The sequence below is a fragment of the Serratia sp. 2723 genome (genome assembly GCF_050434425.1).
Taxonomy (GTDB): Bacteria; Pseudomonadota; Gammaproteobacteria; order Enterobacterales; family Enterobacteriaceae; genus Chania.
The window spans coordinates 173,960-187,148 of record NZ_JBNDIN010000008.1 but is presented as its reverse complement, the minus strand read 5'-3'; the positions used below and the strand labels follow the sequence as shown (position 1 = coordinate 187,148).

11 protein-coding genes are annotated in these 13,189 nt (G+C 55.9%); 2 read left to right on the top strand and 9 right to left on the bottom strand.

Features of this window, described 5'->3' with window-relative positions:
* Positions 1-13: 13 nt before the first annotated feature.
* The 7 genes from ubiE to udp form a co-directional block, all read right to left on the bottom strand.
* On the bottom strand, positions 14-769 hold the full coding sequence (gene ubiE / locus ABIE29_RS14505; protein WP_021181470.1) for a bifunctional demethylmenaquinone methyltransferase/2-methoxy-6-polyprenyl-1,4-benzoquinol methylase UbiE: 756 nt from the start codon (positions 767-769) through the stop codon (positions 14-16).
* 78 nt (positions 770-847) lie between these two features.
* Positions 848-2,395 (bottom strand): DNA recombination protein RmuC, encoded by a 1,548-nt coding sequence (gene rmuC / locus ABIE29_RS14500; protein WP_024531110.1) that lies wholly within the window; start codon positions 2,393-2,395, stop codon positions 848-850.
* 141 nt (positions 2,396-2,536) lie between these two features.
* Positions 2,537-3,850: an OprD family outer membrane porin gene (locus ABIE29_RS14495; RefSeq protein WP_429619435.1), complete on the bottom strand. Its 1,314-nt coding sequence runs from the start codon at positions 3,848-3,850 to the stop codon at positions 2,537-2,539.
* Between the two features lie 110 nt (positions 3,851-3,960).
* Positions 3,961-4,743: a histidine phosphatase family protein gene (locus ABIE29_RS14490; protein ID WP_429619455.1), complete on the bottom strand. Its 783-nt coding sequence runs from the start codon at positions 4,741-4,743 to the stop codon at positions 3,961-3,963.
* A gap of 291 nt (positions 4,744-5,034) precedes the next feature.
* Positions 5,035-5,565: a DedA family protein gene (locus tag ABIE29_RS14485; protein ID WP_429619434.1), complete on the bottom strand. Its 531-nt coding sequence runs from the start codon at positions 5,563-5,565 to the stop codon at positions 5,035-5,037.
* An 83-nt stretch (positions 5,566-5,648) separates the two neighbouring features.
* Complete coding sequence (locus ABIE29_RS14480; RefSeq protein ID WP_429619433.1) at positions 5,649-6,434, bottom strand: tyrosine-protein phosphatase; 786 nt, start codon at positions 6,432-6,434, stop codon at positions 5,649-5,651.
* A gap of 303 nt (positions 6,435-6,737) precedes the next feature.
* Positions 6,738-7,499 carry a uridine phosphorylase gene (gene udp, locus ABIE29_RS14475; protein WP_429619432.1) on the bottom strand — a complete coding sequence of 254 codons (762 nt, stop codon included), beginning with the start codon at positions 7,497-7,499 and terminating at the stop codon, positions 6,738-6,740.
* Between the two features lie 301 nt (positions 7,500-7,800).
* Between udp and ABIE29_RS14470 the strand changes: the two genes are divergently transcribed.
* Positions 7,801-8,637 carry a dienelactone hydrolase family protein gene (locus ABIE29_RS14470; RefSeq protein ID WP_429619431.1) on the top strand — a complete coding sequence of 279 codons (837 nt, stop codon included), beginning with the start codon at positions 7,801-7,803 and terminating at the stop codon, positions 8,635-8,637.
* Between the two features lie 296 nt (positions 8,638-8,933).
* Here ABIE29_RS14470 and metE read toward each other — a convergent pair whose 3' ends face one another.
* Entirely contained in the window at positions 8,934-11,210 is a 2,277-nt protein-coding gene (metE, locus tag ABIE29_RS14465; protein WP_429619430.1) for a 5-methyltetrahydropteroyltriglutamate--homocysteine S-methyltransferase, read from the bottom strand.
* 105 nt (positions 11,211-11,315) lie between these two features.
* On the opposite strand from metE, the gene metR reads away from it, so the two are divergent.
* A complete protein-coding gene (gene metR, locus ABIE29_RS14460; protein WP_024531203.1) occupies positions 11,316-12,266 on the top strand; it encodes an HTH-type transcriptional regulator MetR in 951 nt (316 codons plus the stop codon).
* Here metR and ABIE29_RS14455 read toward each other — a convergent pair.
* On the bottom strand, positions 12,263-13,126 hold the full coding sequence (locus tag ABIE29_RS14455) for a carboxylate/amino acid/amine transporter (RefSeq protein WP_429619429.1): 864 nt from the start codon (positions 13,124-13,126) through the stop codon (positions 12,263-12,265). The genes metR and ABIE29_RS14455 overlap by 4 nt on opposite strands.
* Positions 13,127-13,189: the final 63 nt, after the last annotated feature.

The window sequence follows — 13,189 nt, the reverse complement described above, 5'->3', positions numbered from 1 at the left end:
CGGCATTTCCATATCAGAACTTGAAGCCCCGGTGCAGCGCCACGATGCCGCCGGTCAGGTTGAAGTAGTTGACGTTCTCGAAACCGGCCGCAGCCATCATCCCCTTCAGGGTTTCCTGATCGGGGTGCATGCGGATCGATTCGGCCAGATAGCGGTAGCTGTCCGGATCTTTCACCACCAGCTCACCAATTTTTGGCAACACGTGGAAAGAATAGGCATCGTAAGCCTTGCTCAGCGGCTCCAGCAGCGGCTTGGAAAACTCCAGCACCAGCAGGCGGCCACCCGGCTTCAGCACGCGGAACATCGAGCGCAGCGCTTTGTCTTTGTCGGTGACGTTGCGCAGGCCAAAGGAGATGGTGATGCAGTCAAAATAGTTATCCGGGAACGGCAGCGCTTCGGCGTTGGCCTGCACATAGCTGATATTGCCAACGATGCCGTGGTCGCGCAGCTTTTCGCGCCCCATTTTGAGCATGGAATCGTTGATATCTGCCAGCACCACCTGCCCCTGCTCCCCCACCATGCGGGAAAACTTGGCGGCCAGATCGCCAGTACCACCGGCCAGATCCAGCACACGCTGGCCACGGCGCACGCCGCTGCAATCGATGGTAAAACGCTTCCAGATACGATGGATACCAAACGACATCAGGTCGTTCATCACGTCATATTTTGCCGCTACCGAGTGAAAAACGTTAGCCACCATGGCCTGCTTCTCGTCTCTTGCTACGGTACGAAAGCCAAAATCGGTGGTTTCCTGTGCTTGATCTGCCATTGTCCTGCCTGCCATTCAGTCAATTTAGTGTCGTGGAGTGTACCAGAAAGCCGCGTAATACCCCACCTTGCAACGGTATCATCCGTGCGATGCGCGATGCGGTTCTTCGTTGCTATCGTCGTTCTCTTCCCCCGGCAGCGAGGCGATATCCTCGTCTGGCTCAGAGAGCAGCTCATCATCCTGTTGTTCCGATGCCTGCTGCGCCAACAGCGGGTTGATGGGACGTTTAATCTCAACCCCAAGCGCGCGGAAGCCCTCGATCCGGCCGATAAGATTACCACGGCCTTCGCTCAGTTTATTCATCGCCTGATGATAACTGCCCTGCGCCCTATCCAGGCTCTGCCCCAGGGCCGACATATCGTCTACGAACAGGCGCATCTTGTCATACAGCCGGGCGGCACGATCGGCGATCCGCTGGGCGTTCTGACTCTGGTGCTCATAGCGCCACAGGTTGGTAATGGTACGCAGCGCCACCAGCAGGGTGGTTGGGCTGACCAGCATGATATTATGTTGCAATGCCTCGCTAATCAGCTCCGGCTCACGATCGATGGCCAACAGGAAAGCCGGTTCCACCGGGATAAACATCAGCACATAATCCAGCGAACGCAGGCCAGGCAGTTGTTGATAATCCTTACGGCCCAACACGCGAATATGCCCGCGCAGCGAAGTGATATGCTCGGTCAACGCCGCTTCCCGTTCGAAGTCATCTTCACTATTGAAATAACGCTCATAGGCCACCAGCGACATTTTGGCGTCGATCACCACGTCTTTACCCTGTGGCAAACGCACGATCACGTCTGGCTGCATACGGCTTTGGCTATCCAGCCGCACATTAACCTGCGTCTCATACTCATGTCCTTCACGCAGGCCAGAGGCTTCCAACACACGGCTCAGCACCACCTCGCCCCAGTTACCCTGGGTTTTGTTATCGCCTTTTAGCGCCTTGGTGAGGTTGAGCGCCTCGCGAGCCATTTGCGCATTCAATTGTTGCAGATTACGGATTTCGTGCGTCAATGTATGGCGTTCACGTGCTTCCTGACCAAAACTGTCCTGCACCTGGCGGCGGAAACCGTCCAACTGCTCGCGTAACGGCAGCAACAGGCGATCCAGGCTTTGCTTATTTTGCTCATCCACCTTGCGGCCGCTGTTTTCGAAAATGCGGTTGGCCAGGTTCTCAAACTGGGTGGTCAAGCGCTGTTCACTGCTGATCAACAGCCGCTGTTTCTCTTCTGCGGCCATGCGGGTCTCTTCCAGGCGGATCGTTACCTCACGCAGTTCGGCTTCCTGAGCGCTGTTGACTTCCCGCTGTGCCCGTAGCTCCTGGTTCAGCAATTCACATTCATTGCGCCAATGGTTGAGCTGTTGCAGTCTCTCCTGCCCGGCGGCCAGTTGGCTGTGCAGGGTGCGCAGTTCCAGATCGTTTTGCCGCAGCAGCTGTTCGTGGCGTTGCAGCGTCTCCTGGCGGGAGGCAGTTTCAAGCTGCGCCTGCTGTAAAGACTGTTCCAGCAGACGCATGTCGGTTTCATGCTGCGCACCATGCTGCTGCGCACGCAGGCTGGCGATCAGCCACCCCAGCAGTAAACCTATCGCCACGCCACCAATACCGTAAACCAAACTGGTATCCACCCTGCCTCCTGTCATGCATGCACTCGCGGCGCGTTTTACGCCTGTTGCCTGCCACGTTAAAGGGAGCCTGTATGGATGTCCAGTCTGTTTTTATGCGGAAGTGGGCGCGGTAACCACGGCGGTACCGCGCCGATAGGTAGGTTAAAACAGTTTGAAGCGGTATTCGGCGATAAACTCGCCGGACAGCGAGTGGGAGGTCTGGGAATGCCCATCCACCAGTATCGGCGTTTTATTGCTGTTCTTATAGGACCAGCCCGGCCCGGCCATGGCGAACACCGTCAGGTTTTTCAGCTTGGGATGGGAAGGTGCCCAACGGCCAAAGACGTTGATCTCACCGGTACGCACCGCTGCGCCTTGATAGCTGAACTGGCCCACGTTGCCCACCAGCCCGGCGGTAAACTCAGGCGTGATGCGGTATTCGGCCATGGTGGCCAGCATGGTTTCGCCATCGCGCATATAGTCTTCACCGGCATAGGCCATGGAGGTAAAGGTGCCGCGCGAGTTTTTGGACATATGGCGCGGGTAGAAGCCAAGCTGACCGTCACCCTTAGGTGCTCGTGTATGGGCGATGCCGACCTTGACACTCCACAGCGGCTCCTGCCATTTGGCATCCAGCGCATAGTGGTTGGCGTTATGATCGAAGTTGCGCTTGCTCAGCGCCATCTGTTTGTACTCGTCCAGCGCCTGAGTGGTGTAAATCTGGCTGCCCAGGCTGAGTTTGTCATTGGCTTTGTACCCCATCCGCAGGATCTGGCGGCGTAAATAGTCCTGAGATTCCCCGTAGGCCAGTTGCCCATTAAAGGCTTTATTCTCATAGCCCAACTCGGCGCTGGCGAGATGGTTGATGTAGCGGCCATCGTTGGTCTGCAAACGCAGGCTGTCAGGCGAGTTACGATCCATGGAACGTTCAACATACGCGCCGCGCAAAGAGAGCCCGGCACCGGACACGCCACCGGACCAACCCAGGTAAGTCGTAGGCGACAGGCGAGTGGAGGTGGAAATCACACCGTAGTTACGTAACACCTGCCAGCCAGCCTGCGCATTCAGCGCCGCGCCACCCACGTCGCCTTTCAGCTTGATATAGCGTTGGCCCACCTTACTGTAGCCAGCAGCATTCTCTTTGCGGTTGCCTGGGCCGTTGTTATACAGCACCCCACGAGTATTGAAGTAATCACTGGCACCCAACTTTACCGCGCTGTAGTAATCGAGGTTCACGCCGATAAAGTCCGCCAGATAGCCGGACTGATAGCCCAGCGCCAGCCCTTGCCCCCAGGCGTTATGCACTTCTTTTGGGTTGGCGGCATCTTCCTTGAGATACTTCCAGTAGTTTTTCAGTGAAAGTTCAGCGTGGCTATCGCTGAAAAAGGGTGAATCCAGGACATCATCAACGCTGGCCTGGGCCGCGGTGGATAATAGCGAAATAGCGACCAGACAGCTTAAAGCAGAACGTTTCATTATTGTCATCCCCGAAAAAAGGTATAGAAAACTCCTGCCAAGGCGATAACAGATCGCCTCGGCTAATATCCCCAAGCCAAAGAGGTTAGTTATTTTTTATTGGGTAAGAATCAGGGTGCTTTATTTAGTAACGCTTTCCCTTTAGCGACATAAGTCATATCGCCAATTTCGGTTACGGTATATTTTCCATCCTTATAATTTATCTTAACAACTGCCGCATTAGTCAGTGGCTTATTTTTGTTCGGGTTATCGGTCATATCGGAAATCATCATCTGCATCGAGAGCCCGGAAGAGACCGCCAGGATGTTTTTATCGCCGTTCGTTACGGCATTCTGCACCATGGTATGCAAGGCACGTTGCATACGGGTCTTGACCTGCAGCGCACTTTCCGCCTCTTGCTTATCATCGCTTTGCGTAATGGCATCCACCATCGGGATCAGGCTGATCTTGCCTTCACCCATTTGCTTGAACATCTCGGCACCAGAGGCCAGGCCCAGTTTTTTGGCAGCAGCACCGGCCATCTCTGCGTTAGCGCGCCCTTCGAAACCGCCGAAGAACATTTCGCGCAGGTCGGTCAGCTCCGTGACCTTGGCGTCCGATTTACCCATTTCCTTGAGGATCACCTGCATCGTTTCACGCTGGCGGCCAGCGTCGCTGGTATAGAAGCTATCGAAAGGGATCCCCTTCAACCCGGCCCCCAGATAGCGCGCGGTTTCGATCCCGGCCGGTGTCAGCGGCGAGTCAGCCCAGCCTTGCACGCGATCGTAGGTATTGAGCAGCGTTTTACCGTGGCGGGCAAAATAGATATCGACGCTGTCACTTTGCGCAGCAGTTACGTTGAAGGCCGCAGCAGAGGAAACGGCAAGTACGGAGGCTAGTAACCAGGTTTTAATTTTCATTAACTATTCCTTAGTGAACAAAATAACATCTATAGGTTAATTTTTTTAATCATTAGCAGATCATGTTCCAAAATAATGGCAAAAAAAAACCCAAACCCATGACATTGGTTTGTCAACGGGTTTGGGTTTTGCCTGTTTATTCACAGTAACAATCCACTTATTGGGAAAATAACACTGCTAAAAAAATAAGGGAATTAAAAAACGCCAGATAAGGATAAATTCGTGATCGAATTCTCACTCTAATGCCGAATAATTAAAATATAAGGTTATTGGCAAAACGCCGGTTCATGCCATCCACTGGGTAAACCATTTGATACCAAAGGCGCCTGGTGCCAGGATGCCGAATGCCCAGACCATTGCCGAGGCCACATTGGCAATCTGGAACGCGGTTTGCGGCATGGCACAGATGCCCCCCACCAGCGGCACTACGGCGCGCAACGGCCCGAAGAAGCGCCCAAAGAAGATACCCAGCACGCCCCAACGCTCAAAAAACGCATGGCCACGCACCAGCAGCTGCGGATTGCGTGACAGCGGCCACATATGGGCTACACGCCCCTGATAGTGATAGCCTACCCAATAGGAGAGCCAATCACCAAAGAAGGCACCGGCTGCGGCGGCGGCCCAGATCGGCCAAAAGGCAATGCCACTCTCGCCAATCAACGCCCCCAGCCCCAGCAGAATAACCGTGGCAGGCAACAGCAAAGAGAGGAAGGCCAACGACTCGCCAAACGCCAGAAAGAAGACGATCGGGATCGCCCAGGCTTCATGCTGGCGTACCATTTCGCCTACCCAGTAAATAATGTCATTGAGGCTCACAGCCTGCTCCTTTAGAGAATGGATCCAGCCCCAAGGATACGCAATGCCTTGCCTCACCGGCGAAACCTCGGCTACACATGCCGTTATGACTCCAGATAAAACGCCTGCAACGCCTCGCGCTGGCTTGGCCCCAGCCCATATTCAGCTTCCAGCCAACGATCGGTCGAGCCGTATTGCTGACGAATGCAGCCTAATGCGGTTTCCAGGAACTCTTCACGAGCACCTAACACATAGGCAAACTGCGCTACCGAGGCGTCGTTCAGGCGGATAGACATCTGCTCCAACATATATTCACGGTAGCTCGCCAACGTGGTTTCCGTCAGCAGATAATCTTCCATCACCGTGTTCTCATCCGCCCCGAGCGCTAGCAGCACCATCGCCGAACCGACGCCAGTACGGTCTTTGCCTACCGCACAGTGCTGCACAATCGCTCCGCCTTCAGGCTGGGCCAACAGCTGCGCCAGTTGCTGATAGGCGGCGTTATTGAACGGCAGGCGGCGGTACAGCTCCAGCATAAAGGCCCGGGCATCAAACTTGGCCAACGTTTCGTCGGTGAGTTTTTCCAGGTTGGCATTCACTTCGCTGCTGAGCGGATTGGCCGGCACGTGGTAATAGTCGGCTCCCGACCATAGCACATCAGGTTTGGCCTGCACTTCGTCGATGTCGCGGTAATCCAGCACCGAACGTATTGGCATCTGAGCCAGGTAGCTACAGTCGTCTTCACTCAACAGATCCAGAGCGCCGGAACGAAATAGCAGTCCGCGTTTAATACGGCGACCATCGGCCATTCTGTTGCCGCCTAAATCGCGGAAGTTGATGCCACCGTCTAGCGGCGCAAGGGAAGGATGGAGCAGGATCTGAGCGGTCATAAGACGTCCTTATATTGATTGTCTTGGGATATGCCGCCACATCAGCCGGCAATCGGTAACACTCGCAACGGAAGGCCAGCAGCATGACGCAGAGGGGGATAACCGTAACAGATGGAGAAACGGGCCGTCAAACGGCCCAGTTTACCCCTCCCACCGATCCTCTCTCAAAAGATCAAGGGGGCTAGTTCAGTGTTTCAATCAGATGCAGAGGTCGTATCTTTGTTGAGGCAGAACGGTGGTCAAACATGTAGCACGTTCCTAACCCTCTCCCTTTGGGAGAGGGTTAGGGTGAGGGAGTGAGGATTACAGCAGACGGCGAGCAGCCTCAACGACGATTTGCACCGCCTGGCTTTCGGTCTTCTTCATGGTTTCCGCATTCGGGATCTCTTGCTGGGTGCGGTTAACGATCACACCGGCAACCATCCCCGCACGCAGGCCCTGGCTGGCGCACATGGTCAGCAGGGTGGCGGATTCCATTTCATAGTTCATCACCCCCATCGACTGCCACTCTTCCATCGAGCCCTTAAAGCGGTTGACTACACGGCCGGAGTAGGTGTCATAACGTTCCTGGCCTGGGTAGAAGGTATCGGAAGAGGCCGTCACGCCGATATGCGTGGTCGCACCGCTGGCCTTGGCGGCTTCAACCAGCGCAGTGGTACAGGCAAAGTCTGCCACTGCCGGGAATTCCATCGGGGCAAAGTGCAAGCTGGCACCGTCGAGGCGCACAGCAGCGGTAGTCACCAGCACGTCGCCCACGTTGATATTGGCCTGAATGGCACCGGTTGTACCAATACGCAGGAAGGTACGGATGCCCAGCTGTGCCAACTCTTCAACGGCGATAGAGGTAGATGGGCCACCGATACCGGTTGAGCACACGATCACTGCCTTGCCATCCAGCTCTGCACGCCAAGTAGTAAATTCGCGGTGGGAAGCCAGGTGTACCGGGTTTTCCATCAGCTTGGCAATTTTCTCAACACGCTGCGGATCGCCAGGGACGATGGCCAATGTAGCGCCTTGCAGATCGCTTTTAGTGAGACCGAGGTGGAAAACGTCAGACTGAGACATGGGGGACTCCTCATGGATACGGTTTTGGGAGGAACAAACAGAGATTCTACTGACAATCACCGTTAAATTTCGTGACGACAATCACTTTGAATAAAGAAACAGAAATTCATCTACATTATTTTTGTGATATACATCACATAAAAAACCCTAACAAGCTTAACCTCCACTCAGTTTATACCAAGTTGCTGACTGTGCAGCCATGGCTACCCTGCGCAAAAATTCGCCACACGGTGCTAATAAGCGTTAATCTGCCTATAGTTAACTGCCGCGCTTTTTCTCTAACGCATGGAGCCTGCAATCAATGAAAACAGAACAACAAATGACATTAAAACAGGCCAAAGGGGGATTTACCCCGGCCGTCGCACCGCTGGCCACCTCAACCATTCTGACCGATGTGCAGGATATACACGTGGGTGAAACCACCATCCCTTCGCAAGGGGACGATCTGCCAGCCTATATCGCCAAACCGGCCCATCATCAAGGGCCGTTCCCAATTGTGCTGGTAGTGCAGGAAATCTTTGGTGTGCATGAACACATTCAGGATCTGTGCCACCGCCTGGCGAAGCAGGGTTATCTGGCCATCGCGCCAGAACTCTATTTCCGCCAGGGCGATGCCAGAGAGTACAGCGAAATCAGCGAGCTGATGCAAAAGCTGGTCAGCAAGGTGCCAGACAGCCAGGTACTGGCCGATCTGGATCACACCGCACACTGGGCAACACGCCACGGCGGCGACGCCAGCAGGTTGGCGATTACCGGTTTCTGCTGGGGTGGGCGTATCACCTGGCTGTATGCCGCGCATAATCCACAGCTGAAGGCGGCGGTGGCCTGGTACGGCAAGCTGGTGGGGGAGAAAACCTTGAATTCGCCAAAGCATCCGGTTGATATCGCCACCGATCTTTCGGCTTCGGTACTTGGGCTATACGGTGGCCAGGATGCCAGTATCCCGCAGGAAACGGTGGAAACCATGCGCCAGGCGATCCGTGCGGCCAATGCCGATGCGGAAATCGTGGTTTATCCGCAAGCAGGTCACGCTTTCCACGCCGATTACCGGCCAAGCTATAACGCGGAGGCTTCCGTCGACGGTTGGCAGCGCATGTTGGCCTGGTTCAGCCAGCATGGAGTGGCGGGTGTGAAGTAATGCCCCTGACCGGCTCCCACAGGGAGAGGGAGCCGGTGAGGTGTAGTGGTCAAGTGCAGAGTTAATCTGTAGCAAGTTGATATATAGAGCGAATGTAGTAACTGAGATGTCCCCTATCCCTATGGTGCAGAGTTAGCCTGTATCATTTTGACAACCGTCTGAGCGTGGTTGTGGGTTGCACCAGCCTTGCGCCGGGACAAACAGCACATCCCCCGGTAGCAGTATCTGTTAAGGAAACGCGGGAGTAGAACAAGTAAAGGGCGCCGAAGCGCCCTTGGGTAAACATCACGGTGGGATCAGACAACCTGATCACGCAGGCGCTGAGCTGCCAGCACCATGTTAGCTAGCGACTGGCGGGTTTCTGGCCAGCCACGGGTTTTCAGGCCGCAGTCTGGGTTGACCCACAGGCGTTCTGCCGGGATGTTCTGCGCCGCTTTACGCAGCAGCGCTTCGATCCATTCTACGCTTGGCACGTTCGGCGAGTGGATGTCGTAAACGCCCGGCCCGATTTCGTTCGGATAGTCGAACTCTTTGAACGCTTCCAGCAGATCCATATCGGAACGAGAGGTTTCGATGGTGATCACGTCGGCATCCAGCGCCGCGATAGAATCCATGATGTCGTTGAACTCGCAATAACACATGTGGGTGTGGATCTGGGTATCGTCCTGCGCCACGGCGGCGTTCAGTTTGAAGGCATCCACCGCCCAGTCGAGGTATGCGGCCCAATCGGACTGGCGCAACGGCAGGCCTTCGCGCAGTGCAGGCTCGTCGATCTGGATGATACCGATACCGGCCTTCTCCAAGTCTTCCACTTCGTCACGCAGTGCCAGCGCAATCTGCTTGGCGATCACTTCACGGGTCACATCTTCACGTGGGAAGGACCAGCAAAGAATGGTCACCGGGCCGGTCAACATGCCTTTTACCGGCTTGTCGGTCAGCGACTGGGCAAATTTGGCCCACTCTACGGTGATGGCTTCCGGGCGGCTGATATCGCCAATAATCACCGGTGGTTTCACGCAGCGGGAACCGTAGCTCTGTACCCAACCATTTTGGGTGAACACGAAGCCGTCCAGGTTCTCGCCGAAGTATTCCACCATGTCGTTACGCTCGGCTTCGCCGTGCACCAGCACGTCCAGCCCCAGACGTTCCTGTTCGGCGATAGCCTGCTTGATATGTTCGCCGATGCTGGTGCGGTAGTTGCTACCATCCAGACGGCCCTGCTTGAAGTCCAGGCGCAGACCGCGGATCTCGGTGGTCTGCGGGAACGAGCCGATGGTGGTGGTTGGCCAGGCTGGCAAATTGAAGCGATCGCGCTGAGCCTGGGCACGTTGTTCATAAGGGCGCTGACGTTCACTGTCTTTGGCAGTGATAGCCGCCAAGCGTTTTTCAACCTGTGCATTATGCACACGGCTGGATTGGCGGCGGGCGCGGATCGGTGCGCTGTAGGCATCCAGTTTGGCTTGCTTATCTGCCCCAGGTGCATTCAGAGCTGTGCTCAGCAACGCCAGCTCGGCACATTTTTGCAGCGCAAAGGCGAACCAGCTTTTCACTTCTTCGTCCAGGCGGCTTTCCACGCTCAGATCGATCGGGCTGTGCAGTAGCGAGCACGAGGTGCCGATCCACAGCGGGCGGCTGCCGACCAACGGCTGCAAACGTTCAAACCAGTTGCTCACATCGGCACGCCAGACGTTACGGCCATTGATCACCCCAAGCGACAGCACCCACTCTTGCGGCAACGCGTTGTTCAGGGCAGCGGCATCATCTTTGCCTGCGACCAGATCCACATGCAGCCCCTGCACCGGCAACGCACGGATGGTGTCGAGGTTATGGCCAATGCTGTCGAAATAGGTGGTCAGCAGCAGTTTGACCTGGCCTTGCAGCGCGGCGTAAGCCGGTTTGAAAGCCTCCAGCCAGGCTTCAGGCAATTCCAGCACCAGCGCAGGTTCGTCGATCTGTACCCACTCGATGCCGCGTTTGGCCAGCTCCGCCAACACTTGCTGGTAGACCGGCAGGATATCGTTCAGCAGCGACAGGCGGTCAAACTGCTCGCCCTTCACCTTGCCCAGCCACAGATAGGTTACCGGGCCCAACAGCACCGGCTTGATTTGGTGGCCCAGCGCCAGCGCTTCGTCAACTTCATCCAGCAGTTGGGTCCAGCCCAGTTTGAACTGCTGGCCTTGAGTGAACTCTGGCACCATGTAGTGATAGTTGGTATTAAACCATTTGGTCATTTCCGCCGCTGCCGCAGGTTCACCGGTGGGTGCGCGGCCACGGCCAATACGGAACAGGGTATCGAGGTCGATCGAGCCATCCTGGTTTTGATGACGCGCCGGGACGTTGCCCAGCAGCAGGCTGGTGGTCAGCACGTGATCGTACCAGGCGAAATCGCCAACCGGTACCAAATCCACCCCGGCCTGCTGTTGTTGTTGCCAGTGACGAGCGCGCAGCTCGCGGCCAACCGCCAACAGCTCTTCCTGTGTTGAATTACCTGCCCAGTAACTTTCCTGCGCTTTTTTCAGTTCACGACGCAGACCAACGCGTGGAAAACCCAGTGTGTGATTTAGAATTGTCATCGTCATATTTCCCATTTAGCCGTCCAGATGTTTACACATCCATAATCCGCAGGTACTGTATGATCCACAAGCGCAATATTTTCACTGTCACTGTGAAGGACTCTCATGATCGAACTGAAACACTTACGGACCCTACAGGCTCTGCGTAATACCGGCTCGCTGGCCGCCGCCGCCGCACAGCTTCATCAGACACAGTCTGCCCTTTCGCATCAGTTCAGCGATCTGGAGCAGCGTCTGGGCTTTAAGCTGTTTGTTCGTAAAAGCCAGCCGCTGCGCTTTACCGCTCAGGGGGAGATCCTGCTACAGCTGGCAGAACAGGTATTGCCGCAGATCCAACAGGCGCTGCAAGCCTGCCACGAACCGCATCAAACCACGCTGCGCATCGCCATCGAATGCCACAGCTGTATTCAGTGGCTGACTCCGGCGTTGGACAACTTCCGCTCCTATTTCCCGCAGGTGGTGATGGATTTCAAATCCGGCGTGACGTTCGATCCGCAACCTGCCTTGCAACAAGGGGAACTGGATCTGGTGTTGACCTCGGATATCTTGCCGCGCAGCGGGCTGCACTATTCGCCGATGTTCGACTTTGAAGTGCGGCTGATCCTGGCCCCCGATCACCCGCTGGCCAATAAGCCGCACATTGAACCCGCAGACCTGAGTGATGAAGTGCTGATGATCTACCCGGTACAGCGCCAACGGCTGGATATCTGGCGCCATTTCCTGCAACCGGCAGGCGTCAGCCCGGCGCTGAAAAACGTCGATAACACGCTGTTATTGATTCAAATGGTGTCAGCCAGAATGGGGATCGCCGCGTTACCGCACTGGGTAGTGGAGAGTTTTGAGCGCCAGGGGCTGGTGGTCACCAAGACGCTCGGGGATGGCCTGTGGAGCCGGTTATATGCCGCCACTCGTGACGGCGAACAGCGCCAGACGGTCACCGAAGCCTTTATCCGTTCGGCACGTCAGCACGCCTGCGATCACCTGCCGTTCGTGCGTGATGCCGCCAGGCCGATGGGCAGCCTGCCAGACACTCAATCCTTAGCCTCTTTGAGCTAGAGGCTAGCAGCTTTCGGCGCAACCCAGCGCCGATGGACCCATAGCGAAGCGACAATCACCGAGCCACCGATAATAAAGCTGGCCCAGTGCGGCTGCTGATGCCAAACAGCAAAATTAACCAGCAGGCCCGCGGGCACATGCATATTGTTCATGATGCCCAGCGTACCGGCATCCACCTGAGTCGCCCCGTAATTCCACATAAAGTAGCCCAGCCCGGAAGCCACCACGCCCAGCCAGACCAAAATGCCCCATTGCAGGTTGGTGGTTGGCAGCTGGTCCGGATTACCCCACAGGAACCAGGCGACCACCGCTACTGCCGCCGCGCCCAGATAGAACCAGGAAAATGCGGTATGCTGCGGCAACGGATGCAGTTCCATCAGGCGTTTGTAACCCACCATGCCGATAGCGAAACTGATATTCGCCGCCTGCACCAGCAGCAGCCCCCACCAGAAGTGATCGCTCAGTTGGTGGTAGCGGATAATCGCCGCCCCCAGCACGGCCAGCAAGGCGCTGAACAAATAGCCCCAGCGCAGGCGACGGCCGCTGATCAGGTCGTAAATCAGCGTGATATACAGCGGCGTCAGCACCGTAAACAGCAGGAATTCCGACACGGTCAGATAGATAAAGGCACGGAAGCTGATCAGATACATGATGCCAAGCTGGAAGGCCCCCACCAGCATATACAGCAGGATCACTTTCAGCTTGATATTGCGCCAGCGCAGGAACGGCAGAAACACCAGCGCCGCCAGCCCAACGCGCATCAGCACCGAGAACCAGCTGTCGACATTGCCCGCCAGGTATTCGCCGATCAGGCTAAAAGAAAATGCCCATAAAATGGTGGTAATAACCAGAAGCAGCACGACAAGTTCACTCTAAAAGATCCGAAAGGGCGATTGTAGCGGAAGCTGAACAACAATGTAGCG